The sequence below is a fragment of the Janthinobacterium sp. 75 genome (genome assembly GCF_004365495.1).
Taxonomy (GTDB): Bacteria; Pseudomonadota; Gammaproteobacteria; order Burkholderiales; family Burkholderiaceae_D; genus Janthinobacterium.
Map to the genome: position 1 here is coordinate 3,168,918 of NZ_SORD01000001.1, position 25,275 is coordinate 3,194,192.

32 protein-coding genes are annotated in these 25,275 nt (G+C 58.4%); 1 reads left to right on the forward strand and 31 read right to left on the reverse strand.

Features of this window, described 5'->3' with window-relative positions; all coding sequences use genetic code 11:
* Positions 1 to 269: 269 nt before the first annotated feature.
* The 8 genes from C8C89_RS14465 to C8C89_RS14500 all read right to left on the reverse strand — a co-directional run bounded on the left by C8C89_RS14465 (position 270) and on the right by C8C89_RS14500 (position 5,963).
* The gene (locus C8C89_RS14465; RefSeq protein WP_208327702.1) at positions 270 to 686 is read right to left on the reverse strand and encodes a hypothetical protein; all 417 of its coding nucleotides are present in this window, start codon (positions 684 to 686) and stop codon (positions 270 to 272) included.
* 205 nt (positions 687 to 891) lie between these two features.
* Positions 892 to 1,368 (reverse strand): DUF4188 domain-containing protein, encoded by a 477-nt coding sequence (locus C8C89_RS14470; RefSeq protein ID WP_133990542.1) that lies wholly within the window; start codon positions 1,366 to 1,368, stop codon positions 892 to 894.
* A gap of 441 nt (positions 1,369 to 1,809) precedes the next feature.
* Complete coding sequence (locus tag C8C89_RS14475) at positions 1,810 to 2,088, reverse strand: hypothetical protein (RefSeq protein ID WP_133990544.1); 279 nt, start codon at positions 2,086 to 2,088, stop codon at positions 1,810 to 1,812.
* Between the two features lie 455 nt (positions 2,089 to 2,543).
* Positions 2,544 to 3,845, reverse strand: a complete 1,302-nt coding sequence (locus C8C89_RS14480) for a Y-family DNA polymerase (RefSeq protein WP_133990546.1) — start codon at positions 3,843 to 3,845, stop codon at positions 2,544 to 2,546.
* A 1-nt stretch (position 3,846) separates the two neighbouring features.
* A complete protein-coding gene (gene umuD / locus C8C89_RS14485; RefSeq protein WP_133990548.1) occupies positions 3,847 to 4,320 on the reverse strand; it encodes a translesion error-prone DNA polymerase V autoproteolytic subunit in 474 nt (157 codons plus the stop codon).
* Between the two features lie 71 nt (positions 4,321 to 4,391).
* Positions 4,392 to 5,075: an SOS response-associated peptidase family protein gene (locus tag C8C89_RS14490; protein ID WP_133990550.1), complete on the reverse strand. Its 684-nt coding sequence runs from the start codon at positions 5,073 to 5,075 to the stop codon at positions 4,392 to 4,394.
* Between the two features lie 38 nt (positions 5,076 to 5,113).
* Positions 5,114 to 5,551 (reverse strand): hypothetical protein, encoded by a 438-nt coding sequence (locus C8C89_RS14495; RefSeq protein ID WP_133990552.1) that lies wholly within the window; start codon positions 5,549 to 5,551, stop codon positions 5,114 to 5,116.
* 1 nt (position 5,552) lies between these two features.
* Positions 5,553 to 5,963 (reverse strand): hypothetical protein, encoded by a 411-nt coding sequence (locus C8C89_RS14500; protein WP_133990554.1) that lies wholly within the window; start codon positions 5,961 to 5,963, stop codon positions 5,553 to 5,555.
* Positions 5,964 to 6,720: 757 nt separating this feature from the next.
* On the opposite strand from C8C89_RS14500, the gene C8C89_RS14510 reads away from it, so the two are divergent.
* The gene (locus C8C89_RS14510) at positions 6,721 to 6,942 is read left to right on the forward strand and encodes a hypothetical protein (RefSeq protein ID WP_133990556.1); all 222 of its coding nucleotides are present in this window, start codon (positions 6,721 to 6,723) and stop codon (positions 6,940 to 6,942) included.
* Positions 6,943 to 7,025: 83 nt separating this feature from the next.
* Here C8C89_RS14510 and C8C89_RS14515 read toward each other — a convergent pair whose 3' ends face one another.
* The 23 genes from C8C89_RS14515 to C8C89_RS14615 form a co-directional block, all read right to left on the reverse strand.
* Positions 7,026 to 7,274 (reverse strand): hypothetical protein, encoded by a 249-nt coding sequence (locus C8C89_RS14515; RefSeq protein ID WP_133990558.1) that lies wholly within the window; start codon positions 7,272 to 7,274, stop codon positions 7,026 to 7,028.
* Positions 7,271 to 7,666, reverse strand: a complete 396-nt coding sequence (locus C8C89_RS14520) for a hypothetical protein (protein ID WP_133990560.1) — start codon at positions 7,664 to 7,666, stop codon at positions 7,271 to 7,273. Before C8C89_RS14520 ends, C8C89_RS14515 begins: the two co-directional genes overlap by 4 nt.
* Positions 7,663 to 7,998, reverse strand: a complete 336-nt coding sequence (locus C8C89_RS14525; protein WP_243858022.1) for a DUF6527 family protein — start codon at positions 7,996 to 7,998, stop codon at positions 7,663 to 7,665. The genes C8C89_RS14520 and C8C89_RS14525 overlap by 4 nt, the downstream gene beginning before the upstream one ends.
* On the reverse strand, positions 7,995 to 8,459 hold the full coding sequence (locus C8C89_RS14530) for a D-Ala-D-Ala carboxypeptidase family metallohydrolase (RefSeq protein WP_133990562.1): 465 nt from the start codon (positions 8,457 to 8,459) through the stop codon (positions 7,995 to 7,997). The genes C8C89_RS14525 and C8C89_RS14530 overlap by 4 nt, the downstream gene beginning before the upstream one ends.
* Positions 8,456 to 8,713 (reverse strand): hypothetical protein, encoded by a 258-nt coding sequence (locus C8C89_RS14535; RefSeq protein ID WP_133990564.1) that lies wholly within the window; start codon positions 8,711 to 8,713, stop codon positions 8,456 to 8,458. The genes C8C89_RS14530 and C8C89_RS14535 overlap by 4 nt, the downstream gene beginning before the upstream one ends.
* The gene (locus C8C89_RS14540) at positions 8,710 to 9,075 is read right to left on the reverse strand and encodes a restriction endonuclease (RefSeq protein WP_133990566.1); all 366 of its coding nucleotides are present in this window, start codon (positions 9,073 to 9,075) and stop codon (positions 8,710 to 8,712) included. Before C8C89_RS14540 ends, C8C89_RS14535 begins: the two co-directional genes overlap by 4 nt.
* 189 nt (positions 9,076 to 9,264) lie before the next feature.
* Positions 9,265 to 9,549 carry a hypothetical protein gene (locus C8C89_RS14545; RefSeq protein WP_243858023.1) on the reverse strand — a complete coding sequence of 95 codons (285 nt, stop codon included), beginning with the start codon at positions 9,547 to 9,549 and terminating at the stop codon, positions 9,265 to 9,267.
* Positions 9,546 to 9,974 (reverse strand): hypothetical protein, encoded by a 429-nt coding sequence (locus C8C89_RS14550; protein ID WP_133990568.1) that lies wholly within the window; start codon positions 9,972 to 9,974, stop codon positions 9,546 to 9,548. The genes C8C89_RS14545 and C8C89_RS14550 overlap by 4 nt, the downstream gene beginning before the upstream one ends.
* An 8-nt stretch (positions 9,975 to 9,982) precedes the next feature.
* Entirely contained in the window at positions 9,983 to 12,052 is a 2,070-nt protein-coding gene (locus tag C8C89_RS14555) for a phage tail protein (protein ID WP_133990570.1), read from the reverse strand.
* The gene (locus C8C89_RS14560) at positions 12,053 to 13,195 is read right to left on the reverse strand and encodes a hypothetical protein (RefSeq protein ID WP_133990572.1); all 1,143 of its coding nucleotides are present in this window, start codon (positions 13,193 to 13,195) and stop codon (positions 12,053 to 12,055) included.
* Complete coding sequence (locus C8C89_RS14565; protein ID WP_133990574.1) at positions 13,192 to 14,355, reverse strand: DUF4214 domain-containing protein; 1,164 nt, start codon at positions 14,353 to 14,355, stop codon at positions 13,192 to 13,194. The genes C8C89_RS14560 and C8C89_RS14565 overlap by 4 nt, the downstream gene beginning before the upstream one ends.
* A complete protein-coding gene (locus tag C8C89_RS14570; protein WP_133990576.1) occupies positions 14,268 to 15,980 on the reverse strand; it encodes a hypothetical protein in 1,713 nt (570 codons plus the stop codon). Before C8C89_RS14570 ends, C8C89_RS14565 begins: the two co-directional genes overlap by 88 nt.
* A complete protein-coding gene (locus tag C8C89_RS14575) occupies positions 15,880 to 18,420 on the reverse strand; it encodes a tape measure protein (protein WP_133990578.1) in 2,541 nt (846 codons plus the stop codon). Before C8C89_RS14575 ends, C8C89_RS14570 begins: the two co-directional genes overlap by 101 nt.
* Positions 18,413 to 18,823, reverse strand: a complete 411-nt coding sequence (locus C8C89_RS14580) for a DUF1799 domain-containing protein (RefSeq protein ID WP_166674743.1) — start codon at positions 18,821 to 18,823, stop codon at positions 18,413 to 18,415. Before C8C89_RS14580 ends, C8C89_RS14575 begins: the two co-directional genes overlap by 8 nt.
* Complete coding sequence (locus C8C89_RS26995) at positions 18,775 to 19,122, reverse strand: hypothetical protein (RefSeq protein ID WP_166674744.1); 348 nt, start codon at positions 19,120 to 19,122, stop codon at positions 18,775 to 18,777. The genes C8C89_RS14580 and C8C89_RS26995 overlap by 49 nt, the downstream gene beginning before the upstream one ends.
* A 36-nt stretch (positions 19,123 to 19,158) precedes the next feature.
* Complete coding sequence (locus C8C89_RS14585; protein ID WP_133990582.1) at positions 19,159 to 20,130, reverse strand: phage tail tube protein; 972 nt, start codon at positions 20,128 to 20,130, stop codon at positions 19,159 to 19,161.
* On the reverse strand, positions 20,127 to 20,300 hold the full coding sequence (locus tag C8C89_RS27000; protein WP_166674745.1) for a hypothetical protein: 174 nt from the start codon (positions 20,298 to 20,300) through the stop codon (positions 20,127 to 20,129). Before C8C89_RS27000 ends, C8C89_RS14585 begins: the two co-directional genes overlap by 4 nt.
* Positions 20,297 to 20,740, reverse strand: a complete 444-nt coding sequence (locus C8C89_RS14590; RefSeq protein ID WP_133990584.1) for a hypothetical protein — start codon at positions 20,738 to 20,740, stop codon at positions 20,297 to 20,299. The genes C8C89_RS27000 and C8C89_RS14590 overlap by 4 nt, the downstream gene beginning before the upstream one ends.
* Entirely contained in the window at positions 20,737 to 21,042 is a 306-nt protein-coding gene (locus tag C8C89_RS14595) for a hypothetical protein (RefSeq protein ID WP_133990586.1), read from the reverse strand. Before C8C89_RS14595 ends, C8C89_RS14590 begins: the two co-directional genes overlap by 4 nt.
* Before the next feature lie 3 nt (positions 21,043 to 21,045).
* Positions 21,046 to 21,378 carry a DUF2190 family protein gene (locus tag C8C89_RS14600; RefSeq protein WP_133990588.1) on the reverse strand — a complete coding sequence of 111 codons (333 nt, stop codon included), beginning with the start codon at positions 21,376 to 21,378 and terminating at the stop codon, positions 21,046 to 21,048.
* Between the two features lie 36 nt (positions 21,379 to 21,414).
* On the reverse strand, positions 21,415 to 23,466 hold the full coding sequence (locus tag C8C89_RS14605) for a prohead protease/major capsid protein fusion protein (RefSeq protein WP_243858024.1): 2,052 nt from the start codon (positions 23,464 to 23,466) through the stop codon (positions 21,415 to 21,417).
* Positions 23,467 to 23,539: 73 nt separating this feature from the next.
* A complete protein-coding gene (locus C8C89_RS14610) occupies positions 23,540 to 25,021 on the reverse strand; it encodes a phage portal protein (RefSeq protein ID WP_133990590.1) in 1,482 nt (493 codons plus the stop codon).
* Positions 25,021 to 25,233 carry a hypothetical protein gene (locus C8C89_RS14615; protein ID WP_133990592.1) on the reverse strand — a complete coding sequence of 71 codons (213 nt, stop codon included), beginning with the start codon at positions 25,231 to 25,233 and terminating at the stop codon, positions 25,021 to 25,023. Before C8C89_RS14615 ends, C8C89_RS14610 begins: the two co-directional genes overlap by 1 nt.
* Positions 25,234 to 25,275 lie beyond the last annotated feature (42 nt).

The following is a 25,275-nucleotide window of genomic DNA, read 5'->3' on the forward strand; positions in this document are numbered from 1 at the left end:
AGGAACGATGGACGTTGTTGCAAAAATGTCGGCACTGCCGGGCACTCTGCGAGCGATGATTGGACGCAGTCCGCAGGCCTGTTACGCAGAATTGACGAGAGCGAGCTAATGCTGGCCACTATTTCTATGCAATATTGCAAGTATTTTATACGTCAAGGAAGAAGAATGCCCGAACTCATTGGCGGAAGTACATGGTACGGAGTCCTGCCTTCACGCCGGTTCTGGCTCGGCGTGATCGCGCCCGGCTTACTGGCAAATAGTCAGGTACTTCAGGGATATGTCGAGCCTGTGCAGCATAGGTGCACGGCGCGTTCCATGAAATCGCTGGAGGTGTGGGAAACCCCCGATACACACCGTTGGCTAAGGTTCTTCGTCTGCTCAGGTGTGTAATGCTCAACGACTTGAACCGTGTCGGATAATTGAATAAGAGGGTAGTGTTCCCGCATCGCCTCGAGCATTACCATGGGCGGCCACATGGCCTCCATGCTGCAGAACGCGGCGGCCTTGTTTAAAGGCATGTACGTGCAGCGGGTGACCCATACGACAGTCGTTTGGCTAGGTTTTCCTTCGCACTCATAACGCAGATAGCCAGGTTCTATGTGCAATTCGCTGAAGCGGATCGTTGACCTCTTGTTTCCATTGAGCAAGTCTGGGAAAAGTCGAGAGACCACCATCAACGTTTGCATGCTTGACTCCTTGGTAAGCAGATAAAACGGTAGCTGGGCACAGTGTCAGATCTGGAAAAAAGCACGCGATAGCCGTATTGTCATCAACATTGATGAGTCGGATCGTTGGGGCAAGAGCTTCCCGCAGGAAGCGGCCTGGAGCCCAAGAAAAAAACATACGGGTATCGACATTCACGGTAATAGCGGATGCTTCTTGCTGCGCTACTCAGGCTTTTTCGCTACGCCCGAGCCGGTCCGCAGCTGAATGCTTCTGCCCAGTTGCCGCTTCCAGGCTGCCGGCACGGCCTAGCCCAAAGGCAGGCATGTTGACATAGACGCTCTCGTAGGCCCCGGCAGCTACGGCGAAGGTTTCGTGCCAGATGCCAACTGTTCCATCGGTGCCGACGGACTGATTGAACGCCTTCCACGCCGGTAGATGAGCCGCCTGCTTGCTAGTGGCATAGGCCATCAATTGGTCCATCGAGCGCCAGTACTGAACCATGATGAGCGTCCTTGAAAACCACATCTCCGCATGCAACAAGCCCAATTCGGGCTGGCGCCGCAGCTCGCTGATCATGCGTGGCATCGCGGCGGCAACTGGCCACCACTTGTGCACCTTCCATGGCTGATTGACACGCATGCCGATGAGGAAAACGACAAAGTCGCCGTTGATCGTTGCGGTGAGCCGTTCACGGTGAATCATGCTGTTCCTTACAAGCGAGTGTAATCATCCGCCTCTGGCCGTATGCTGTCGTCGCCGGGAGCGCAGGAGCGGTTGAAACGAACCAATCAATCGGGCACCCAAATTTTTTTCGGCACGGCTCGCAGGTAAAGAAAAAGCAGGCCTAAGCAGACCCAAAAGCCATTTTTATAGATGTCCTCTTCCGGAAAAGTGAAGTTCAACATCACGCATAACAAAATCAAAAATACGATCAATGACGCTCCATGGAAGGCAAGTCGTCGTGCATTATGCTCAGTCATCATCCTCTCCCCGGGGCACATCGTTCAGTGCAGTATATGCGAAAGCGCAATAGGTCTGCTTCTGGCCGGTTGCCGTAGTAGGCGGGTTCCACCGCACAAATTAAGTCTTGCGCTGACATGACGACGGCGGCGCAAGGTTTGACCTGAGCACGAGGTAATAAAATTAACGAGCCCGGTTCGCGCCCATTGAGCCTGACGAGGCCCAGCCTGCCACGCGCTGCTGCTGGTCGACCAGCACGATGACCCGGTAGCCGACCACCGCGCTGCCATAGTTGAATTGCAGGCACTCGCCTTGCTGCTGGTAGCTGGCGGGCGTGCCGTAAAGAGTAGCGAGGGCGAAGCGGTTCATCCCGATAATATCTGGCGTTTTTTTGTCGCCATGGTTGCCTGCTGCGTAGCCTGCCGCAGAACACTGCAAGGTAAGCGAAAGCAGCTGGCGCATGATTGATGACCTCGCATTGTTGGGGCAATGGATGGTAGCGCGCAATGTCGGGATTGCCCTTGCGGAAGTTCAGGTGCGGCTTAAAAAATTGATGGTTTGACCCAAGAAACTGACGATCCAGCATGAGTGGAGAGTAGGATCTACAAGTGCGTCGGAGATTTTTTGTGGAACAAAGCCAGTTTTGAGGAACTGGCGGAAACGAGAAAAATAGCGAGTACTATCTCTGTAGAATCCATGTGCGCTGGTGCCCGGAGCCGGAAGTCTAAAGCCAGTAAAAATGCGGGTTGTAGAGCTTCGTGGGGATTTTTTGGGGAGAGGGGAGTACGATTCCCAAAACTGGAATGAAAAATCGGCGTCACTAAAAGCTGCACTATACATGCTAAGCGTAACTCCAATCCGCGAGGCAGAGGCAGAGGCATAGAAATTCACGTCGAGGCCAATAAGCATGCCAGGTTTTACTGCGCCCTCACCTTGGGCAGTTCCATCCAGTTCGTGGTATACCGCGGCGTGCGGTTTTCCGACAACATTGCCCAGCGCCTGACCAAGCCTGCAGAGCCAAGGTGCACGGTATCGCGTCCGAACCGCTCGTTTAGCGCATCAAGGGCGGCCATCGCGCGCACTGATCGGGCGCGGTCCTGGCCAGCATCAAACAAGACCCCCTGGCGCCGGGTATCCGGCTGCAGATCCATCAGCATGATCCCGGCCTTCTTGTATTTGAAGCCGTCGCGAAAAATCATGGCCAGGCCATGCAGCGCGGCGCCGGCCAGGACGCGATTATCGGCGCTTGGCTCGACCAGGGGGATGGTGATGCCGTTAGAGTATTGCTCGTCCTTCTCGCGGAACCGGTTCGTTTGTACGAAAACATGGATGGCGCCGCATAGGGAATGCTGGCTGCGTAACTTCTCGCCGGCGCGCGCCGCGTATGTCGATATCGATTCGCCCAGCTCGGCCGCCGTCATTACCATGGTGCCGAAGGAGCGAGACGACACAATTTCCTTGCGTGGAGGCGCCACCTCTTCCAGCTCCAGGCATGATATCCCGCGCAGCTCTTTGCATGTGCGCTCGAGCACGACGCCGAAGTGCGCACGCATGGTGCTGGGCGGCGCGTCTTTCAAGTCCTGTACGGTGTTGATGCCCATGGTGCGCAGCTTGGCGCTGATGCGGCGGCCGACGCCCCACACCTCGCCGACATCGATGCGTCGCATCAGCCAGGCGGTCCGGGCTTCAGACATGGTTGTGAAGTCAGCAACGCTGTCGAATAGAGGGAATTTCTTCGCCACGTGGTTAGCTAGCTTGGCCAAGGTCTTCGACTGCCCTATGCCCACACACACGGGCAGGCTGGTCCACTGCGCCACCTTGGCGCGGATATCCTGCCCCATGGCTGTCGGCGAGGCCCATAGGCCGCCCATTCCGTTCAGGCTGAGAAATGATTCATCGATCGAGTAGACCTCGACATTAGGGCTGTAGGTTCGAAGGATGGTCATGATGCGATTGCTCATGTCCGCGTACAAGGTATAGTTTGACGACAAACCAACTATTCCGTGCTGGCGCGCCAGGTCGCGCATCTGGAACCATGGCGCACCCATCGGCACGCCCAGGGCCTTCACCTCGTTTGACCTGGCCACGGCACAGCCATCGTTATTGGACAGAACCACGACCGGGCGGTCGCGCAAGCGGGGATTGAAAGCGCGCTCGCAGCTGACGTACATATTGTTGACGTCGACAAGCGCAAAAACCTGCTTGGTTGGGTCACTCATGTCACACTCGCAGCTTGCGTACGACGCCGGTCACCACGCCCCATATCTGCAGTTCGCTACCTTCAGCAATGCAGATCGCCTTGTATGCAGGGTTCTCTGGACGTAGCTCGAATTTACCGTGCTGGCAATACAGGCGCTTGAGGGTGTATTCGGAATCGATGACCGCAATGACAATGTGACTGTGCAGGGGCGCGACGGAGCGGTCGACCACCACCTTGTCGCCATCCAGTATGCCGGCATCGCGCATCGAGTCGCCCTCGACAGTGAAAAAGAACGAGGCCGCCTTGTGCTGTACCAAAAACGCGTTCAGGTCTAAGCCGTCCTCGGTATAGTCAGCGGCCGGCGACGGGAACCCAGCGGATATGCGATGGGAAATTTCAGGCCTGGCACTGGGGATTGGGCACTGCGCCAGCGGCAAAGGAGCCTGCGATACACCGGGCTGGTTGGGTTGATTTAATGATAATCTTGCGTTCATGGCTGGCCAATATACTGTGTTTTTATACAGTATATCGACCGAAGCAAGAAACAGGAAGTATAAAATTGTTTCTAGAAAAGGGAGTCCGTTGGCGCTGAATCGGCCTTTGCGTCAGGTTTCGCTCTTGTACGAGGGGGGAGGGGATCAGGTTGAGCGATCAGTAGTTCAGCAGGATACTGCCGATAAACGTCCTCCTCTGTCACCAGCGAACCGTCCAGCCAGCCTTTGTACTGGTCCGGGTCCAGGATCATCACCATGCGTTTTTCATCGTCGGGCTTGTGGAAGCGCTGCATCAGCGGGTGCCCATCGGCGTTGATCGTCAGCATCGAGAAAGACAGCAGCTGATCAGCCGGCCGATATTCCCATATTCCCGCGATGGCCACCGGTCCACCATCCGCGCGCTCGATGCGCCAGCGCACAGGTTTGCCGGTTTCGTAGTTGGGTTCGAAGAAGTTGGCTGCCGGGATGATGCAGAATTGCTTGCGCTTCCAGGCGCTGCGGAAGGATGGCTTACTGGCCACCGTCTCGGTGCGGGCGTTGTAGGTTTGGCGGGCCAGCTTGTGATCGGCCCAGTGGGGCACCATGCCGAACATGGCGGGGGCGATTTCCAACTCGCCAGGGTCATCATGCGAGCCGCGTAGGATTGGCGCCATGTAGCCAGGCCATGCCTCTGGAGGTAGGTCAAATTGAGGCGATCGAACTCCGAAATGGTTTTCGATCTGCTCTTTACGGCTAGGGGTATAGTCGGCACACATTCAATTAGACCTAAAATTCAACGAATAAAAAGTTCAAATCATTCACCTATATTACTTCTGTTATTGCTTCCCACACCATCCCTTGCATTATCAATTATCACAGATTTATTTATATTATCTGCCAAATTCTGGATTGCTTTTAAATGATGGTTATTCACTAACGCCTGCACTTGCGCCTTAAATTCTGGAGCAGCATTTTCATCATCTATAATATCTTTTGTTTTCTGATGAAATAATGCTTCATTTTTTTCTCGTTTTTTATTATCTGAATTTTCTCTAAATTTCGACACTCCAAAATCAAGAAAACTTACCACTAAAACCCCTAGTAAGGGCGCGAAAACCAGAATCGTACTTTTATCTGATCCATCAGGAACCCAAATCGCTACCAGACTCACGATTATCCCACTGACTCCGCTAGCAATTTTTGTAGATGAAACATAATCATCCTTCGTATCTAATGACGATGGGGAAGGCATGTTAGAAACCTTTGCGCATTTCAGAGACAAAACTATTAGAACAATAGCGAAGAGCAGATAAATATCTTGCAAGATTCCCGACGAAATTTTCAGATGATTCAAATATCCCATCGACAGTGCAATTAACATTCCCCTTGTGGAAATAGCATTTCGCCAATTTCGAGTCGGCATTTGCAAAATTACAAGCCTCGTTAATTATATTTGTTTTACTCTTATCCCTTTCAATCCATATTGACGGATATGCCATTTGGATGTAACGCTCGTCATTATCATCATGGAAAATTACAAAGAAACCACCTTCAGACTTCACCTCAATATGTCCATCTTTTGAAATCGTTGGACGATATCCTTCCACAGTCAAAAGATCAGTAATGTCTTTTTTTGCAATGCGGGGACGACTGTTTAGATCCATAACAAACCTTAATTTTCTATTTCGTTAACAACATTTCAAGACTTGGAATCTATCTTATTTTGCGAAATAAAACAAGAGAATAGTATCTATTACACCATGAAAGTATCATGAAGTCTGATTCAATCCAACCCGATGAGGTGGTCTGACCGATAAGGCTCCGCACTTTACCGCCACAATCTAACTGTCCCTTACATACGCCTGACACGCCCGCCCTGTCGCAGCCACCTCTTCCGTCTGCAGGATCAAGGTTTGATTATTTCGCGCCACCGCGTCAGGAAGTAGCCCGCTGGCGGGATTGGCAGCGGCGCCTCCTTCGGCGCCACCGGAGCCGGTCTAATATCACCGTGCAAGGTTTCCAGCCAACGTTCCGCGACTGGTGCTTGGAATCGGTCGCAAACTTCTTCCCGCGCGAGCTTTGCGAGCATGTGCTGGCGCACAGCTTGCCGGACAAGGTCGAAGCTGCCTATCGGAGTGCTGACTTACTGAAGAAACGGATACTACTGATGCAGGTATCGGCGGACTTTTGCGCCACCGTGCCGACGGCGACAAAGGTGATACCAATAGGCGGTGCGTCAGCGTATTGGATGATGCACGCCTATGCGGATGAGAAGCGGGAGGCGTTGGCGGCGCTTGGAGATCGGCCGACGGCTGTAATAGATTAGCCGCCCCACCAATTTATTGCGGATCATGCAAGATTGGTTGCGCTTTCCAGTAGGATCGATCAGTATATATTTCTATCCACTTCTTCGGAGTAGTTATGGAAATTATTGACCCATCAGGCAATACGGTTAAAGTGTTTTCTTTTACTCTCTTCGACATAAAAACTCGCAAAAATGTCGCATCGCACCAATACGGTACTGCAGCAGCAATTGCCGCTACAAAAGGAGCGGCTCAAGGAGCGGCCATCGCGATTCCTGCTGGCGACGTAGATGGAAATGGCCTTACGGCCGTTGGCTATATTCCACTCACAAGGACATAAGAACAAAAACGCGGATGCAGCCCCCCGTCTTGAAAAGCTAAAAGTTCAGCCGATCACCGTCTATCCAGTTTTCTAGATACATCCTACCGACACCCCACAATAGCCGCCTCGAGCTCAACTTCATACTTGCGACCGCGCGGCCAGTCTCGCGCCAGCGCCAGGACGATCTCGCCATCCGTTGCTGACGGTTCCAGCTGGTCGAATTCATAGGCTGGTCGCTGCGGTACCGACTTTACACATGGCGCAAAGACGGGGACTTCGACCAGCTGCGGCGCCGGCGCCGGTGGCGCGCTGGCGCATCCGGCCAGCAGCAATACAAGCGGCCATTTCATCGCATGCCCTCCAGCAGCAACCTGATGGCAGGCATCGCCTCGTCGCAGGTCGTAGCGCGCGCGCTAGCGATCTGCGCCAGGGCCGAGTCGTACTTCTTGCCCTTGACAGCGGCGGACGCCTGCGCCGCTGCGCCGCGCTCCTGCGCCGCCAGGGTTGCCTTGGCCATGCCATCGATGGCGTGGTTTTGCTCGGTGATCGAGCTGTGCAGCTGCGCGCTAACGCCTTGCTCTAGCACCAACGCAGCACGCGCGGCGTCACGGTCGCCTGCGGCCAGCCACCAGCCGGTGCCGGTGGAGCTGGCCACCAGCAGCAGCGCTGCGGCGAGCACGACGGCCGCCGCCTTCCAGATCCCGCTGACGGCAGCGCCCGCCAGCACGCTGATGGCGCTCAAGATGCCCGCCAATCTGGCATTTCAACAGTCTGGTTGGCCAGCTCATGGTCGCAATCTCCGAGAAACTGGATCCGACCATCGATGACGAATGAATGGCACACCTCCGGCGGATCACCTGCTTCTTTCACAAATGACGAATCGACCGCGCGACCTGTCGTGACCAGCACGGAGGGCGAAAACGTTGGATTATCGCCGTTACCATTGAACGACCAAGTGGGGCCGGACCAGCCTTGTCCGGCTTCGTGGACGACGTGATCATAGCCGCAACCGGGGCAATGAAACATCAGCCCGCCCAGCTGGCTGCGCCATAGCTTGCTGCCCAGCGCGCTCACGGCCGCACCTGCAGAATGCCAGCGCGCGTGCCTTGATGATCGATGGTGATGATACGGTTGATCGGCTTGGCCACCATGCGCGTGCTGACATGCACCCAGGTCAGTTCATTGATAATCTGGCCGATGCCCAACTCGTCCAATTTCGGCAGCAGGGCCTGGCATACCTGGTACGGCGTCATGCGCAAGGCCTTGAAATCAGCAGCACAACCGCGCACGTGATCGCTGCCATCGCTGCTGCCGATGCCGCGATTCACGGGGATCGAGCGATAGCCGCTGATGTTCGTCAAGGGCGTGTCGATGCCAGTGCAGGCAGTCAGGTAGTTGCGGATTCGCTGCAGCAGTTCGGCCGTGCGCTGCAGTTCGGTCAGCACGGCAGCCGGTGGCGTGTTGTCGACGCCATGGCACGTGGCCCAGTCGGACGCGATCAGTTCCTGCAAGGTGAAATTCTTGGTCAAATTCATGGCGCGGTCCTCCTATTTTTAGCAAGCCAGCTCGTCACGACGACACCTGCCATACCCACATTCAGCAGCACCTCGCCAGGCGGCGGCTCCGTGTAGCCGTAAAGCGGCCCGGTCAGCACGGCAACGGCACCCACGCCTAGCAGCACGTAAAACATGCGATACAGGTGGTTGCTGCGGCGGGTCATTCGGTTCAACACGCACAGGGCATGCCCCAGCAGGATGGCCCCGGCCAGCAGATTCAGGATGAAAGTCATTGGCTGCCTCCGCGTTTTTTGAGCCAGCCCAGGCCAAGCGGCACGATGGTCTGCGCCGATACGCCAGCGGCGAAGGCGCAGAACCAGCGCACGGCGTCGGCCGATTTTGCCGTCCAAGGGAAGTACTCCAGTGCGCCAGCATGCGCGATGGGGCCGACATAGCCGGCCACCAGGGCGCTGGTCATGACGGAAATGACCATTTTCAGGCGGCTGGTCTGGTCGACCATCGACAGCGCGACCAGGCCGCCAGCCAGGCCGACAAGCAGCACGTCGTATTCCAGCCCAAGAATTGAGCCTGTCAAGGTCACGGTGCCAAGGGCGAGCGCGCCGCCGGCGGCGGTAATTGTTGCGGGTTCAGTCATACGTAGCCTTTCTGGCGGTGGGTATGTGGATAGATTGCTTCGGGGTAACGGCTGATGCTGACAGTACGAGCTTGGCTGTCTCATTTCTAGGGAAAAGTGAGACGGTATTTTTCCGGGGGCATGTACGCAGGCGCTGGAAATGAAAAAACCCGCCGAAGCGGGTTGTATGGGGAGGCTTATCGACAACAGCTACGTGCCAGCCGAATCGCGGCAGTGATGCGGGTCCAGCCAATCGAGCCAGCGGCACAAGATGCAGCCCCAGCGGCGCCCCTCGCTGCGCGCCCGGTTGGCGCGGCTGCTGAGCGTTTCGGTTTCGACACCATTGGCCGCGGCATTGCCCGCCCGGTCCAGCGCGACGGCGATGCGCAGCGCTTTGGCCGGATTCGACAGAATCGACCAGAGCATGCGCAGCAGCGTGAGCACGGCCGCGCCAATGCAGGCCAGCCAGACGGCCAGGAGGCTGAGGCGCTTCACAATGTGGCCGCTTGGATGAACAGCGCATCGAGATCCAGGCCCAGGGCGGCGCCCATCTCGACCACTAGGGGGCGGTGGCGTTCGAAATCCTGGGCGTCTTCCCATTCGATCTGCGCCAGGCGCCGCTCTGTCTCGTCCTCGATGGCGTCAATGGCCAGCGGCACTTGGTCGAGCTTGCCCGCAAGCAGCAGCGCCTGCCGTCCTTGGCGGCGCGTGACTTTCTGCGGCACAATAACCGGTGCTGGCGGGACGGGTGGGCGCTCGGCCAGCACATCCCAGGTGGCTCCGGTCCAGCGAGCCACCTGTGTCCCGGCGAGCGCGGGCGGTGCGGCCAGGGTTGAGTTGCGCGGCACCGGCCCCATTGGGTCAAAGCCTCTCGACGCGGTAAATATTCCTTGCTCGTCCATCAGGTATAGCGTAGTCATACTGGCCCTTACGTCTTTATGAAAGTAGGTGCACCAATGTTAATGGTGGGAAGTCCAAACTGGATCGTTGGGTCATAGGACTGCTCGTATGCCTTTGCCCATCCAATAAATGTCCCAGAAATCAGCAAGAGCTTTCCGTTTGTTGACATAGCATGCTTGCGAACTGCGCCTACGGGCATAACGATATTTGTTGTTGTGCGTGTGAAGACGTTCCCAACTTTTTTAAAGAAATTCATGTACTTAGTACCATAAGTTGGCTCCTCCACCGCAGCTGTTGCAATAATGTGATTCCCGTCTTGGGTAACACTGCAACTGGTCAGCTCCGAAGGCAAGCCTACCAAACTAGGGGTCAACTCCGGCATACGAGAGAACACATCACCTGCCCGTGAATAGATGAGCGCAAAAGGATACTTAGTCAGGGATGCTACTAAAGTGTTACCCGCAGCGTCGAGGCTAACGGAAGTGCATTTCGCAGTAGCGGAAACATTACTGACATCTAATGCAGCAAGTTTTGTCAGTGTCGTGCCTTCAATTTTATACACCTCTAAATACGGGGCATCCGTATGGGCGATAGCAAGATACTTATTATCTGCACTGAAGCAGCCATCAACCACCGCACTACTTCCTGCTGCAACAGTCGGGTTTGGCAGTTTAGTGAAAACTGTGCCGCTAACGGAGTACGCATTAAAGTACGGGGTAGCTGCTTTTCGCAAGAAAAACTTGGCACCATCTGGACTAAACTTTGGATACGCGTCACCCGATACAAATGTGTAACCTGTTGGGTTCACCAGTGTTAGCGTAGTACCACTACGAGTGGCAAAAGATATTTCGTTATTATTTACTGTGGATACACAAAACAATGTGCCATCTGGGTTAATGGTTATGCCCCCCTCTGAGTTCATAGTATTAGGGTATGGTGAAGTAGTCCAAGTAGTTCCAGTTCGCTGACGCACTGAAGGGGCGCCAGTAGTCAGGCCAATAATTACCCAATTACCATCCCCAGACACAGCAATGCCGGAAGGCTGTGCCGAAAGACTAACAATAGCTGGGGCGTCCTGCAAGGCGAGCAGGTTTCCGATCACTGCGTACAGAGCTGGGTAGCTAGTTTTGAGGTACGCCGATCCATCACACAGCAGCCAGTCAGGGGTCAGCAGGCTTCGGACCGTGGTAAGCGTGTCTCCCGTAAGAACCCCGGAGGCGACACTGGCACGCCGCACCCATACCTTGAATAACGTGGGGGTCTCGGCAGTGACATCGAGCTCATCACCCACAGCCAATGTCGTGCTGCCGGCGGCAATCACCAGATTCGCACTACTCGTGACCGAAAACGCCACGGTGGCCACCAGCGTGCGCTGGGCACCTGCCTGGGGCGCCGCCGGGAAACCAGTGATCGTAGTGCCAAAGCTGATAGGCACCCGGTTTCCGCCGGCCGCCCAGATATCCGGTGTGGCGCTGGCTGCTGGGGCCGTGCCCTTGAGCAGGTTAATGGCGCCCGTAGCATTTCCTGTGAGTGCTGCGCTGCCTGCTGCGCCCGGGGCGCCGGTCACGCTGATGTTCCAGTCTGATTTTGTATCGCCATTGCCGCCGACCGCAGTCACGGCAATCGTCAGTGTCGTGCCCACATACGAGGCCACCGTGCCGGTCATGAAGCGGGTCGGGTCAGATGCGCTCACTGCGGTGATGAAAATGTTGGCGGCGTACTGCTTGCCGGACTGGGTTGTCAGCGTTTTGTTGCCCGTGCCAATGACCAAGGACGTCGTGCTAGTGCCGATCAGCACTGTCCCGGACGCGGCTTGCTGGGCATCAGTAGCAAAGCCTTGGGCGGCGTTACGCGCCGCAACAGCAGCATCGCGTGCCGCCTGCGCAGCAGAAACCTGCTCCGTGGCAGCGTTGACCGATTCCGTAGCACTGGCGGCTGACGCAGTCGTCTGTATCTGTTTTGCATTCACGTCGGCCGCCAGCGCATTCGCCTCACCACCCCATGCAGGCAACTCGGCCATGTATTTGGCTACCGCCTCGTCAAATGGCACCTGCGCCATCGACTGATTCGGCAGGCCTTCCATCAATTTTGTGATCATTTACACTGTTCCTTCAATTTGCATAGCCATTTTTGAATGTGTGACGCTCGGGATAACGGTCTTGAGCGACGAAAATTTTCCGCAAACGACCGTAAAACCGCCATATATGGCGGCGCCGATATAGACAATGGTTTTCTGACGCAGCCCCTCCATACGCTCCTGCGCATACTCGATCTGGTCGTTATCGATGATCAGATCGAGCGACATGCGCTTGGAATAGCCCCGCTCCGTGGTCTCGCTGGTACCGTCGAAATTGAATTTCGTCGTCGACCAATCCTTGAAATCCCGGCCGAGGCTATATTCCGTGCCGCCGATCTCTTCGATAGGCCCAATGCAACACATGCCGCATTTGGCAATGCCGCCGGGGTTATTGATGGCAATCGTCACCGCCGTGTTGTAGTACAAGGGCAGATCGAGCGCCAGAAAACTCGTCCTGCGGCGCCGCCGGTTAAACAGCCAGCGATACATGCTGCTGCCGGAACTCGACACGATCAGGCTGAATGCCTGCTGGTAGACCACGCCGGCCGCCGGATCGGTAGACGTAATGACCACCTCTGCCGCGTCCAGATTGCCCAGGTAGATGCCCTGCGCGATGGCCTGCGGTTTGAGTGTGAGCACGATAGATTCGGCGCGCTCGGTCTGCGTGTTGTTGTAGGCATCGACCATTTTCCAGCGATTTGTCGCACCTTTCGACAGCCAGTACGTCACGTCGCTCAGTGGTTTGTTGACGTTCGGGCCCGCGCTGGCGGTGTGCACGCCGGACTGGCTGCCCGTCAGCGCGATGGCTGCGCCGCCCACCGTTGCACTGACGTTAAACGCATTGGGGGTCGGGCTGAGCACGTAATAAGTAGCGCCAGCCACCAGGCCTGTTGGTAAGGCGCCTGTCGGGGCGAACGATACCGGCGTGCCCGCCGCCTGTCCGTGCGCCGTCCAATTAATGACGCCGGGCGAGGCGATGGACAGGGTGACGACGCTGCTCACGCCCGTTTTCGATTCGTAAATCAGGTGCGCGGCCGCATTCATCACGCGCTCGCCAGCCGCATACACTTTCGTCAGGCTATGCGCCGGATAGTCGTTCTCCGGCACGTTCGAGCTGACAAATACACCAGGGTCGGACACGGCAATCGGGTCCAGAATAATCATGCAGTCTCCTTTTCTTTCTTGGTGGTCAGCGGCATGTCGCCATTCGCGGCGCCTTCGAGCGAGTCGGCGGTGTTGAGCGTGTTTTTGGCGATGGCGTACAGGTGACTTTCTAGCATCAAGCGCAGCTTCTCGTTCTCAATGCGCATCTTCTCGCTCTCAATGCGCTGCGCGCGCAACTCGGCGAGCAGCGCGTCGTTGTTCGACGTCGGGCTGCTCAGGCGCGCCATCAACTCGCGGTTGTCAGCCGCAGGAATGATGCGCTCGCCCTCGTGTACCTGGGCTAGCATGTCGGATGGCAAGTAATTAGTGCCTACATCAAACGAGTGCAATTTCTTGTACTCGGCGCTGCCCATCATCGCGGCGCGCACCTGGTCGATTGACGAGCCGCCGGCCAGTACATTGGTCCAGTAATCGATGCCGGCCGCGTCGCCTGCGCGCCCCATCACCGATTTGTAGAGTGCCTGCGCCTGCGCCTCTGGCGAATTCTTGATCCCGGAAACGATATCGCCTATCGACGTGCCGCTGTTGGCCAGGCCGCCCCAGTAGTCCATGCCAGCTTTTTCAGGCGCACGGCCCAGCGCAGTCTGGTAGGCATTGTTGATGCCCGACAGCGCGCCCACACTCGAATTGGCCTGAGCTGCCGCCATCGCACTGGCCAGGCCTGCTATCGCCTGCAGGATCGACAGCGAGGTGGTATCGATGCCTTTAAGCACATCGATCTGCGAGCGCGCCGTTTCGAGGATGCCGTCCAGGCGCGCCACTTCCGCCTCATAGGCCACTTGGCTGGCATCTTTCTGCGCCTGCAGCAGGTCCAGCGTTTCCTGCTCGAGCGACAGCGAGGAATCAGTCAATTTACCCAATGCCGCGATGTCGTTCTGCGTCCTGTAGAAATCGACCAGGTAGTCATCGTAGGTGGCGAACTTGTCGCTGGCGTCTTTCGTCACGCTCGACAGCGCATCTTTTAGCGTGTCGGCATCAGGCAGCGCGCCGCCAGCCTTGACGCTGGCCAGGACTGCCGCGATCTGCGCCTGAGCGCTGGCACGGCCCATATCCTCCATCGTGCCCGACACGTTCATTTGGTCGAGGCTCGACTTGAGCGCATCGCGTAGCGACTTGTGCTTCGCCAGCGCCGCCGTTTCGTTGTCGATCCGGATCTGCATCGCCTTTGCCGCGATCTCATTCGCCTTGGCCAGCGCCGTTTTTCCCGATTGACCACGGTCTGCACTATGGCGCCAGCGGCATCGACTGCCGACAACAGGCCGGCGGCAACCGCTGCAGCCGCTTCCTCGGCCGCCTTTGCCGCCGCGATAGCCCCGTCCGCCGCCGCCTTCGCCGCTGCCGCTGTCTTCTCCGCCACTTCTTCCAGCGACTTATTGAGCTTTTCGTTGTAGTCGGTGACGGATTTGAAAGCGGGGGCCAATGCCAGCAATTGCAGATACAGTTGCTGGCCGGACTCGGTGGCGAGAGCGCCGGATTTCGTGAGGTCCAGCACCGCGTCCGCGTATTGTTTCGTGGTCGTGACGCTGGTCTTTCCAAGCGCCGCAAGCGACTTGTTGACGTTCTCGATGACCGGGGCCATCTGCTGCTCGACCGTCAAGAAGTTCTCAGCGAAGAACTGCGTGCCGCCAGTAAGCGCATCCAGGCCGCCGGCCATTTTGATCAAGGCTTCGCGCGCGGCGACGCTCGCGGTGCCCACGGTGCCGAAGGCCTGTTGCGAATTGCTGCCCAACAGTTGCAGAGCGGCGTCGATGCTGGCGTAGTCCTGCGAAACCCGTTGCAAGGTAGTGCTCAGCGATTCGCCTTGCACTTGGAATTGCGCCAAGTTCGGCACCAGCTCCACGGCGATGGTGTTGCCGACGCCTTCGAAGAACTTGGTAACGGCGCCCAGCCTGTCCGCTTCCGTCGTGAGGCCAGTCAGATTGATGTTGAGCGCCTGGGCGCGCGTGGCCAGGTTGGACGTATCGATGCCCAGCGTATTGGCCAAGGTGGCGGAGACATTGCGAATGGCGGCGTAAGTTTCCACAAATGCATTAGACGTCGTGGTGTCGACGGCTTTACGGTCCGTGTCCGACTTGTCGCTGCGCAGCCAGCCTCCCTTTTGCGTCCATTTGGCATATTCCGTGCCACTGAAGCCGGTACCGGACAGCGTCCCGGTAATGCCTGTTTCACCATACTTCTTGTCGGCCATGCCGAAGATGCGATTGCCGATGCCGCCGATCACGCCGCCTAGGGCGCCGCCGATGGCCGCGCCGATAGGGCCACCCATGAATGCCCCAGCAACGGCGCCGATGCCTGTACCGACATTCACCGTTGTATTGCTTCCATACTGGCCAGAGATCAATCGACCACCCAGCACTCCAGCAGCGATGCCGGCAGCGGCCGTAACCGCTGCACCAGCATAGGCACCGGCCGTAACTGCGCCCGCGCTACCCACGCCGCCCGATGCGGCATACAGGCCAGCAGCATCCGCCGCGCCCACCAGCCCCGTGCTGCCCAGGCCGGCACCGAAGGCTTCGACAGCGGTCGAACCAAACAGCGTGCCCAAGCTGACCACGCCGCTGCCCAAGCCAGCGGTAATTCCGGCAAAACCCTGCGTGGCGATGGTGTAGGCGGTTTTGGCGCTTTGTGCCAAGCTGGCAATTCCACCCACGCCTCCGCCTGCCGCGCCACCAGTCAGACCAAGGTCACCGGCTGATGCCAGGCCAGCAGCGCCGCCGCCCGAAACCGACGCGCCGATGTTGATAATCCACTTCTTGAGCGTAGCCTGGTAGAGCCACGCAAACAAGCCGTTTTTTCAGCGAACCCCACACTCGGTCAATAGCGGAAATACTTGAGTTGCCAATCGATACAAGGGTGTCTTGGGCCGTCTGGTCGATCGATTCCCACATCTTCTTACTTTCCGCGAGTTTTGCGGCTGTGGCAGCCTTATCAGCCTCCAGTCCTTCGAGGGTAATAGTCGACACTGCACTGCGCTTTTTTGCCGCGATCAGTTTTTCGAGGGCGTCTATCTCGTCCATCGTCAGACCTGTTGATGCACGCTGCGCGAGTTGCTCCTCAAGTCGCGACAACTCCAATTGCGAAATGGCGGCCTTGGTCATGCCAAACGTACGCACCAGTTCTTCATTTTTCTCCGCCTCGTCTACAGTGGTAGCCAGGCGCCGCTTGACTTGCTCCTGGTAGGCATCCTCGACCTTGCCCATCGCTTCGGCACCGGCCTGCGCACGCTTTCTCGATTCGATCACCTCCAGGTTGACGGCCAAATCCTTGATCTGCTGCTCGTAGGCTGCTTTGTGCTTCGGCGCGAGCGTGAGTTTGCCGGCGGCGATTTGCTCATCTAGTGCGATCTGTAGTTTTTGCGCCTCGTTTAAATTACTAAGACCGCTCATTTCGAGGGTCGTTTCTTTGATCTTGGTGCCGATCGCCACGCTCAGGTTGGTGTAGGCATCGGCCTCTTTCTTAAGCGCTCCGGCGGCGTCCTTGTCGGCAAACGACTCCCGAATTCGCTTTTCCAGCTCGGCAGGAATAACGCCATCGGCATATGATTTTCGGACTTCATCGAGTTTCTCCTTGAGCTTTTCAGCATTGGTGGCGTACTTCTTCATCCATTCGCCAGTGGTCTGAAGGGTCTTAACTCCCGCCATGTCCGTGGTCGCGCTAACTGTGCGCGTCATCGCCGCCGAGGCCTTGTTGAACTGCTCGGTCAATTCAATTAATGCGATCTGCTGTACACCAGTGAGAGAAGAATAGTTGGCGCGCATGTTTGCAATACGGGCCCCCATTTTGGCAATGCCCTGCGCTTCCGGAGATTCCATTTTGGCAATCTCTACCTGACCAAGCTTTGCCAGAGCAATGCGCTCACGAAGTTTGGCGGTTTGTTTTTCGAGATTGGCCACGATTTCGTCTGACGTCAGCTCGGCAGCGCCGGCCGCTTCTTGGGATGAATCGGAGGCGGATTTACCGAATGCGTACCATGCCGTGGCGGCTAGACCCAGCACGGTAACAATGGCCCCGATTGGCCCACCAACCAGGGCCAGTGCGGAGCGAGCCACGCCGGCAGCAACAGAGGTCGCTCGCAGCGCAGCCGTCTGTGCCATCTGCGCAAGAGTATGCGCGCTAGCTGCCGCTGCCGCCTTTTGTTCAGCAGCATTCAAAATCAGGATCGCGATTGTCTTATCCGCATCGGCAGCCATACCGGCGAGGGTGGCGCGGGCCTGGATTACTTTGGCCGCTGCCAGTGAGGATGCGGTCGCTGTAGCAGTCACCTCTGCTTGAGCGGTAACCAATGTTGCTGCGGCGGCAGCGCGGCTCGCCACCACTATCCCGTACAAATTAGTGGCGGCCGTTAATGCCCAACTCCCGAGCCGGGCAGCAACCAGTGTTCCCACGACCCCAACAACGACATCAAGGTGAGCAGACAAGAAAACGATGGCTTCAGAAGCCGCAACGACGCCCTGGGACATTCCGCTGACGGCGCCGGTCGATTGGTTCACACCGCCAACAAACATCATCAAGCGGTCCTTGGCCACGCCCAGCGCTTGCGAAAACGTCAACGGGATCTTGTCACCGGCAGCGATCAGTTCGTCGGAACCCTTGACGGCCGCCTCGAAAAACTCGGCCGTCCCGACCTTGCCAGCCTTGACCAGTGCGGTCAGCTTGGCTACCGAGCCGCCGGCGGCGCCGATGTTGTTGGCCACGGCCTGCAGCAAGGGGCGCGCGCCGTCCAGGATGGAGTTGTATTCTTCGGCCTGGATGGTGCTGCCCCCCATGGCCTGGCCGAGTTGATTCAAGGCACCGGCGGCGGCTTCAGCGGTGGTGCCGTTAATGCGTAGGGCAGCGGACACGCCCTCGGTAAATTTGAGTAGGCTTTTTTGCGACACGCCCATGTCGGCGGTTGCCGCTGACGTCTTGGCGTACAGATCCACAGTGGCATCCAAGCCACTGCGTTGGCGTACCGAAATAGCCATTAACTCGCGTTGCGCCACCATCAATTGCGTCGTGGTAGCGGTGGCCATTTTCAGACGGGCAGTCATCTGATCGTAGGCGTCGGAGAGTTTGATGGCACCAGCTGCAAGCGCGGCAAAGCCGAGCGACTTGAGTGTGTCGCCCAGCTTGCCGCTCAATGCGCCGACCTGACCCATGGAGCCAGAGGCCGAGTCGCGGAAGCGCTCGATCTCGCGCCGCGCCTGCTCCGCGTCTGCCGTGATGATTACCCGTGATTCAGCCATTGTCTTTTTCCTGCCACGCCCGTAAGGTGGCGCGCTCCATTATTTGAATATCATTGAAAAGACGCTGCTCGTCGCGCCGCTTGATGCGCCAGCCGCGCCGCATCACGACCTCGACGCCCAGGTAGTTCAGGCCCACCGCACCCGTCGGCCCTACATTCCACTGAGTGTTGACGGCGATGAATAGCTGCCAGCTGCGTACATTCTCGGGCCACAGGTAGAGGGGTTCCGTCGTCGTAGCGGGCCAGGCGGGCGCCAGGCCAATAGCTGCAGCAGCAGAGTCGACCTCGGATTCATCCTGCTGCTGCTCCGCCTCGCTCTCGATCTGGCCGAGCGCCCAAGCGCGCGCGACCTCGGTCAGTTTTTTGCGGTCGCCCCGACTTCCTTCACATAGGCGTTCAGGCAAACCAGCGGCATGCCGGCGATGTCGAGCAGCGCCTCGAACGCTTCCGTGCAAAACTCTGCCGGGGAGCCGTCTTCTTCCAGCACCAGGCGCTGATCTTTCCAGTCGGTAGTGACGCTGATCAGGAAATCCTTGGCAAGGTCATCGCGCGAGGCGAGGGCGGCGGCCAGATCTGTCGCGCTCAGGCGCGTGCAACGCAGGCTGAACTTGAATTTAGTCTTTTGACCATCTTCGTTGTTGCAGGCCCCCTCAACCGGAACCCGGATCACATTACCAACGGCCATTTTGTATTTTTTGCTCATGCTATTTCCTTGTTCGGGGCACGGAGCCCCGTGGGTTTAAAAACTGGTGGTGATACGGAGTTCGTCATTGCCGGCCACCGGCACAGCGCGCAGCTTGTAGCCGATCAGGCGCTGGCCATTGAGTTCTTCCTTGGTCGGGTCGGTGAATTGCACCGAGGGCATGAAGACCAACACCTTGTCATTGGCGACGGTGCCGTGAACCAGGCCCACGGAGGACAACTGGGCGGCCTTGACCTTGGTCATGAATTCAACTTCCTGCGCTGCACTCTGCTTGAGCTTGACGGCGCCGCTGACGGCGCGGTCGGTGACCTCCACGGACTCCTCGCCCAGTAGCGGCTGGAAGGTGGCCGTAATGCCCAGGTCAATGGTGAGGCCCTGGCTCGATACCTCGATACCGCCGGTGAGTGCGGGCGCAACCGCCGCCGCATGCGTGGCGCCGAATATCAGGTTGCCACTGTTGGCATCAACCACGATCTGCGGTATGCGCCAGGCGGACAGTGTCGTACCTGGGGCTGCCTGCTCGGCAACACCGCCGTCCAGGCCCAGGAATTTGAACGAGATTACCGGCTTGGCACCGACGGTCAGGGTGAGGGTGGCACTGCCGCGCACGCCCAGCAGCTTATGCAGCACGCCGTCGTCATACCAGTAGATGGTCGATGATTCGATGCCGTCCGAAATCGGAACGTAGTCGACGCGCACGCCCTCGGTGACGACCTCGGCAAAGCCGATCGAGCGCATGAGAGCGCCCCAGGGCGGTGCTACGCCGGCCTCACCGGAGCCCACCAGCTCCACGTCGAAACCACATTCGACATAGCGCGTGCCAACCAGCTGCTCGGAACTGCCGAAATAGGCCCGGATCAAGGCGCGGTCAACGTTTTGGGCGTTCATCGGGTTGATGCTCAGATTGCTGACCAGCAGGGCATTGGCAGCCCCCGTGGGCACAGCATCAACGCCATAGACGGTTTCCAGCTTGGCGAGGACGGCAGTTTTTTTAATGAGGCGGCTCATGGTTTTTCCTTTGCGCTGGGGGCGCCTGGTGCGCGTTCGGCCTGCACCAGGTCGCCAGTAGTCATGTCGCGGATGTAGCTACCGCCGCGAGTCGGCTCGGCATGCCGTACTGCCGGCGCTGGCAGCGGTGCGGTAACAGGCGTGTTGCCGGGTTTATTCATATCGGTCACGTTAGGGTCCTTCCAGTGGTTTGATGCATGACCACGAATTTCGCCGTGATGCATGCCAGTTTTGAATCAAGTTCGTCGACGTCCCAGCCCAGCGTGTCGCCAGCCAGTGGTTCGACCGACATAGCGGCCCCACCCAAGGTCGGGCTGGTCGCTAGGCGATCGAACACGGAAACAACCAGGGCGTCAGCCTCGGCATCAGGCGCCGCGCCGCTAGCGCGCGCATAGCATTCGATGTGGATCAGGCTGGCCCAGGTGGTCGGCCCGCCGATAACGTCGGCCAGGGTCGACGTGCTCCGCTCGATGCGCACCACCACTGCACGCGGCATATCAACACCGATGGCCCGCGCGCGGGAGCGGTAGACACGGCCGTCGGCCAGCGCCGGTTCTGCCTGCAGCAACTCTGCCAGGGCGCCAACTAGGCCAAACTGGGCGCTGTTCATGGGCGCTCCAGGATGACCAAGGTCAGGCCGGTAGGCTGCACGCCGTCGGGCTGGCGTTCGCTGATGATCCAATCCACACCGTCAACGCGCACTGTGCTGCCGACGAAATCGGGTGGCACATCGACCGTGCCGATAATCATCTGCGGCGCGGCAGCCCCCATGCGCACCACGCCAACACGGCCCTGGGTGTACTCGGAATCGAAGATGACCGGCACATCGCGGCTACCGATGACGGCGACCGCATTTGCCAGGTGGCGCATGACGCTGGCGTTAAGTCGGGCTTCGGAGGCGGCAAATGACATGGGTCAGCGGACAACACCGTCGAGCGCCACGCGGGCGGTAGCGTCGCCATTGAGCTTCGCCTCGGCCAGCGCGCCCACCAGGGCGTTACCGGCGGCCGTCACGGTCAGGCGGCGCGCTGCGGCATCCCAATAGATCTTGGCGCCTTGGGCACCAACGTCCGTGGCCAGCGCCGTGATATCAAAGACGCCTTGCCGCTTGATCTCCACTGGCGCGCCATTGGCGGCGTCCGTGGCAGCGACACCAAACAAGACGCCGACCAGTACGCCTTGGCCGCTGAGCGTGACGTAGGGCGCAAGGACGGAGAGAATATTGCCGTTTTGTACAAAATTTCGCATGATGTGATCCTGTAGAGGAGGTGGTTTTGCAGTGGCTTATGCGCCGCGGCCTTTGTACATGCCACGGAAATCGACCGCTTTGGCAGCGAAATCGAGACGGCACTTGTAGGAGATGCCGTCAGTATCGAAGCCAATCTGGCTTTCAATGACCGGCCCTTCGGCGCCGTCCAGGTAGCAGTACTCGACGGTATCGATCTGGCCGCTATCACTGGCCAGATACCAGTCAACAGCGCTGATGCCGTCGAGGATGGGCTCGACGATAGGCTGAACCGCAGTGCGGCCGCCGGCGCGAAATTCGTTGATGTCGGACTGTTTGGCTGGCACATAGTTGGCACTGGTCAGCTGGTAGGCCACTTGTTCGAGGCTGGCCGGTACGATCAGGAAGTTCGGCGCGATGTTCAGCTCTTCTTTCTGCAGACCTTTCTGCAGGCGCATCGCGGTACGGCCAGCCTTCAGGCCGTCCATGCCCAGGGCAGCGGCGGCATTGGAGATGTTGGCGTGGTCCGCATGGAACAGATCGATGCCATCGCCCATCTTCGCGTTGGCGGTCAGCTGACTGTACACCGTGCGGTTTTCAAGGCGCCGCGCGCTGTTGCCGAAGGCGCTGACCAGGCGATCGAAGCCACGCAAGTCATCATTGATAATCGCCTGGCGGGTCAACGCGACGATACGGCCATGGGTCAATACCGCATAGGTCTCGGCGCCGTCTTTCATGGTGCCGTATTTGAATTCACCATGCTCGTTGGTTTGCAGCAGCTCGGGCGCGCCGGACAGCTGCACCACGCTGATGTTCTTGAAGTCCGGCGCATTGGGTGCGCGGCGTGCCCATTGGGCATAGGTACCCGGGTTTTCATCGTAGGCGCTGCGCAGGCGCTTGTTGGCGACGTTGGCAAACAGCGCGCCAAAGTCGCTGGTCGAGTGCATGCCCGAGCGGAACTGCAGCATTTCAGCGGCCAAGCGCATTTTGTCCATGCCGCGCGTTTCAATGCCGCGCGACTGCAAGAATTCACGACCGATTTCCAGCAAGCTCATGCCACGGAACTGGCGACCGTTGTCGGTCAATGCGGAACGGCTGTGGACGCGGTGAATGATTGCTTCTTCCATGCCCAGCATGCGGGTTTCCTGTTCGTCGCTGACGGTCTGGATCTGAACATTGCGATGACCGCCTTGTGCCGCATCGCGGCGCGCCAATTCTTCGAGCACGGCGGCGCGTGACTGGTCGACCGAACTGCCGCCACGAATCAGGCCAGCGGCCAGCTGTCCGACACCGTGGCGCGTGCACATGTCGGTGATGTCGGCTGAGCGCTGCACCGCAGCAGCCGTCGCTGCAGCTTCGGCTGCAGCCATGGCGGCCTGGGCCGCGTTTGTGGCCGATTGCGTGGCTGCCAGGTCGGCAGCACGTTGGGCGGCTTGCGCCGCAATTTCTTCTGGAGTCATGTTCGGTTCCTGGTTGGTGTGTGTGGCGGGATGTGCTGCGCCGCTACGAATGAATTCGCAAGGGGTGCCATTCGACGGTTTTTCGCGGGTGCTGGCATTTGCATCCGCTGGGACGGTGACGAAGCTGATTTCATACGGCTGCCACGCGACGGCGCGGTACAGCGGCATGTTCACGCCATCGGTACGGTCGATCGCGCGGGTTATTTCGTATTTGGTGACGCTGTAGCCGAAACTGATCGCTCGGATGATGCCCGCCTTGATATCTGCGACAATGCCGGCCATTTCGGGACGCACCGAGAGCCGCAAAGTGGCGCGACCCTCGCCGTTTTCGATGCTGGCCCGAGTCGCGATGCCGATGATTGCCGCAACCCCGCCATATGTGGAATGCCCGTCCAGAACCTGCACCACACCGGCATCAAAGCGTGCCATGTCCACCGCCTCGGGCGTGACGAGCAATTCTTCTTCGTATGGAGCATCGCTGTACCAGTCATAGCGGCGCACGCGCCCGCCGACGGTCCAGACGACATCAACGGTGTTATCGGCTTCGCTGAAGGTCGCTGGCACAAGTTCGGCCGCGCGGCTGAGCATCGGCATGGTGCGCGCGGTGCAATCGTCTGCCGGAGCAGGTTGGGGTTTGGCTGGTGTAGGCATGACGCCAGTGTGCTGATTTAACTGTCTCATTTCCAAGAAAAGTGAGACGATTTTTTGTTCGTTGCGCAGCGATCTACGATGCCTCCGTCGTCGGCTGCGGTGCGGTCGAGGCGGTTGGCAAGTTACCTTTTTGAAGGAACAGGAGCGTGTCTAGGATGCCCAAATTTTTAAGGGTTTCGAAGTCGGCGGCCAGTTCTTTGAAGACGTCTTCCGGGTTGTGACCGCGCTGGCGCAATTTCTCGCTGAGGCTGCACAGACCGCCGCCAACTTCCGCCAAGTCGGCAGCCACGTCCTGCTGCGGATTGACATAGTCGAATTTGGGTGGACTGTAGCGTACCGCCATGTCGCGCGACTTGATAGCGCCGCTCAAGTAGGCAGCATTGACGAAGGCCTGATGGATTGGGTCAAGCGCCTTCGGAATGATGGTGAGCCACTGCATGCGGCCGATGGCGCGGCGGAAGTCGAGCAGGCGCACCCGGGCGCTGCTGAAATTAACCTCCTTCATATCGCCCGTCATCATTTCGTAGGGCACGCCAAAGCCTGCCGCGATCAAATGCAGTTCGAATTTGACGTAATCGACATAGCCTGGCGCCGCCTTCGGCTCGACCACAGTGATTTGCATGCCGTTTGGCATCTGGATGATGCCGCCGCTGGCCAGTTCGCCCAGGTCGCCGGTGTCGCGCGCGCGGTTTTGCGGGTCTTCGTCGCCGATGGCCGGGTTCGCCAACTGGGTGGCATCCCCGCTGGCCATGACTGACAACCGGGTTTCATTGTTTTTGCGGGCAATTTCAGCATCCTGATACAGCTGCAGGTCGCGCACGCGCGCAATCACTGGACTGAGCCTTGGAAAGCCGCGCCCTTGCCCAGGCCGCTTTGGGCTGAACAAATGAATGATGTTCTCGGCCGGGACGCGCTGGCTTTGCGACTGCTTGCCGCGCAGGCGCGTATTGTCGCCAGGATGCTGCGGCCACAACCAGTATGCGGTGGTCGCGCCCAGCGCATCGTATTCGATGCCATTGATCACATCATTGCCATCAATGACGCCGGTGCGCGAACTGTCGAGCCAGTCGATTTCAAGCAATTGAAGCTGCAACGGGACCGGCAGGTTATCGGACGGACGGCGCGGCCGCAGTCGAATCAAAACCTCGCCGTCGACCTCCATGGCCTCGTACGCCGCTGCCTGCATGCCGTAGTAGTCGTAGCGGCCATCGGCATCGCAAACCTTCATCCAGCGTTCGAACAATTCATTGATCTTGTCTGCCTCACGCCCGATGGCGCGCGGCATAATGCCAGTGCCAATGGTCGATGACACCAATCCTTCAAAGCCGGCAGCGATATATGAGACGTTCTGGGTTAGCGAGCGAGACTTGGCGCGAAGGCTGGCCGCATCGGCCAGGTGATCCGCATTGGCACTAGCTCCGGCACGGCGCGGACGCCAGGTGTCGCGCGGGCTTGCCGCTTCGTAGGCGCGCTCCAGCTGGCGGCGCGCAAAGTGTCGGGCGATGCCGGCCGAGGGGCTGACCCAGCCAATAACGCGGTCGATGATATTTTTCATCAGTCCCCGCGCGAAGTGGTGAAGCGAAATCGGAAACTGCTCCTCGGCTGCTGTGGCGCTGCGGCGCGGACGAGCGCGGCCACATGGTTGCGGGCAGTAATCAGTTCGCTGGTGGATTTATACTTGACGCGCCGCCCGTCCATTTCCACCTCCACTTCATTGGAGGCGATAGCATGATCGAGGGCGTCGAGGTCTGTTTGTGTGAGGGCCATGTCAACAGCATGGCAAATTGATCGTCTCAATTCCAAGAAAAC

Coding starts and splice junctions, on each gene's coding strand:
- C8C89_RS14480 (WP_133990546.1), bottom strand. CDS start 3,845: ATGAGTGACCCAACCAAGCAGGTTTTTGCGCTTGTCGACGTCAACAAT.
- C8C89_RS14595 (WP_133990586.1), bottom strand. CDS start 21,042: ATGTCATTTGCCGCCTCCGAAGCCCGACTTAACGCCAGCGTCATGCGC.
- C8C89_RS14540 (WP_133990566.1), bottom strand. CDS start 9,075: ATGACTGAACCCGCAACAATTACCGCCGCCGGCGGCGCGCTCGCCCTT.
- C8C89_RS14585 (WP_133990582.1), bottom strand. CDS start 20,130: ATGAGCCGCCTCATTAAAAAAACTGCCGTCCTCGCCAAGCTGGAAACC.
- C8C89_RS26995 (WP_166674744.1), bottom strand. CDS start 19,122: ATGAGCAAAAAATACAAAATGGCCGTTGGTAATGTGATCCGGGTTCCG.
- C8C89_RS14605 (WP_243858024.1), bottom strand. CDS start 23,466: ATGCCTACACCAGCCAAACCCCAACCTGCTCCGGCAGACGATTGCACC.
- C8C89_RS14475 (WP_133990544.1), bottom strand. CDS start 2,088: ATGCGCCAGCTGCTTTCGCTTACCTTGCAGTGTTCTGCGGCAGGCTAC.
- C8C89_RS14610 (WP_133990590.1), bottom strand. CDS start 25,021: ATGAAAAATATCATCGACCGCGTTATTGGCTGGGTCAGCCCCTCGGCC.
- C8C89_RS14515 (WP_133990558.1), bottom strand. CDS start 7,274: ATGAAATGGCCGCTTGTATTGCTGCTGGCCGGATGCGCCAGCGCGCCA.
- C8C89_RS14490 (WP_133990550.1), bottom strand. CDS start 5,075: ATGTGTGCCGACTATACCCCTAGCCGTAAAGAGCAGATCGAAAACCAT.
- C8C89_RS14470 (WP_133990542.1), bottom strand. CDS start 1,368: ATGATTCACCGTGAACGGCTCACCGCAACGATCAACGGCGACTTTGTC.
- C8C89_RS14555 (WP_133990570.1), bottom strand. CDS start 12,052: ATGATCACAAAATTGATGGAAGGCCTGCCGAATCAGTCGATGGCGCAG.
- C8C89_RS14615 (WP_133990592.1), bottom strand. CDS start 25,233: ATGGCCCTCACACAAACAGACCTCGACGCCCTCGATCATGCTATCGCC.
- umuD (WP_133990548.1), bottom strand. CDS start 4,320: ATGAACGCAAGATTATCATTAAATCAACCCAACCAGCCCGGTGTATCG.
- C8C89_RS14465 (WP_208327702.1), bottom strand. CDS start 686: ATGCAAACGTTGATGGTGGTCTCTCGACTTTTCCCAGACTTGCTCAAT.
- C8C89_RS14575 (WP_133990578.1), bottom strand. CDS start 18,420: ATGGCTGAATCACGGGTAATCATCACGGCAGACGCGGAGCAGGCGCGG.
- C8C89_RS14495 (WP_133990552.1), bottom strand. CDS start 5,551: ATGCCTTCCCCATCGTCATTAGATACGAAGGATGATTATGTTTCATCT.
- C8C89_RS14550 (WP_133990568.1), bottom strand. CDS start 9,974: ATGACTACGCTATACCTGATGGACGAGCAAGGAATATTTACCGCGTCG.
- C8C89_RS14530 (WP_133990562.1), bottom strand. CDS start 8,459: ATGAATTTGACCAAGAATTTCACCTTGCAGGAACTGATCGCGTCCGAC.
- C8C89_RS14535 (WP_133990564.1), bottom strand. CDS start 8,713: ATGACTTTCATCCTGAATCTGCTGGCCGGGGCCATCCTGCTGGGGCAT.
- C8C89_RS14590 (WP_133990584.1), bottom strand. CDS start 20,740: ATGAACAGCGCCCAGTTTGGCCTAGTTGGCGCCCTGGCAGAGTTGCTG.
- C8C89_RS14600 (WP_133990588.1), bottom strand. CDS start 21,378: ATGCGAAATTTTGTACAAAACGGCAATATTCTCTCCGTCCTTGCGCCC.
- C8C89_RS14500 (WP_133990554.1), bottom strand. CDS start 5,963: ATGGATCTAAACAGTCGTCCCCGCATTGCAAAAAAAGACATTACTGAT.
- C8C89_RS14565 (WP_133990574.1), bottom strand. CDS start 14,355: ATGCAGATCCGGATCGACAACGAAACGGCGGCGCTGGCGAAGCACAAG.
- C8C89_RS14510 (WP_133990556.1), top strand. CDS start 6,721: ATGGAAATTATTGACCCATCAGGCAATACGGTTAAAGTGTTTTCTTTT.
- C8C89_RS14560 (WP_133990572.1), bottom strand. CDS start 13,195: ATGATTATTCTGGACCCGATTGCCGTGTCCGACCCTGGTGTATTTGTC.